Genomic DNA, 689 nt, shown 5'->3' on the forward strand with positions numbered 1-689 from the left:
ATACAATCTAGTGGCAATCTCATCATTAACGCTGATACCATTGACAACCATTATAGCTCTATGAGAGCAGAGGGAAATGCTGATATCCACGCCAAGACGCTGACCAATTTAGGTGCAACGGCTTATAAAAATACCTATATGGGTTGTAATGCCAATACGGATGCTTATTGTTATGGCTATAAAGCTGATGGAAGCCGCGATGTTTCTTTAGATATAGTCAATGGCAAGGATCGCCAAATTGGCTCAAAAGTTCTTGATGCAGCTCCTGGTCTTGTCCAAGCGGGTGGCACTTTAAATCTGGTGGTCGATCAACTCAATAACACGGCAGCGGAAGGTTCGATTACAGGGGATGCGCATTTTGAAGCAAAGTCGGTTGCGGGCAATCCACTGGAGTCCTTAAGTGGTTTAACCGGGGCTGGTGCTCTCTTTACACCAAAAGTAGATCTCAATAATGCAGGGGAACTTTCTGAGGGGCTTCCTTTACCAAAACCCCAATCGGGGGGTGTTGGGGGCACGCTGCCCAACCAGAATTTCATTTATGAAACGCGGGCAGAATTCCTTGATGTTGGCAAGTTTTATGGCTCAGCTTATTATTTGAACAGAATTGGCTACAATCCTGACAGAGAGATTTTTTTCTTAGGCGATGCATATTTTGAAAAGCAGCTGATTGAAAAACAAATGCGTGATCT

At 44.3% G+C, this 689-nt stretch carries 1 protein-coding gene; it reads left to right on the forward strand.

The window, feature by feature from the left end:
• Positions 1 to 689: hypothetical protein (locus ACFIKG_RS09670; RefSeq protein WP_375652240.1), on the forward strand; the 689-nt coding region annotated here is incomplete at both ends.

The organism is Bartonella sp. LB28NMGDW, from assembly GCF_042194435.1.
In the GTDB taxonomy this organism is placed as follows: Bacteria; Pseudomonadota; Alphaproteobacteria; order Rhizobiales; family Rhizobiaceae; genus Bartonella; species Bartonella grahamii.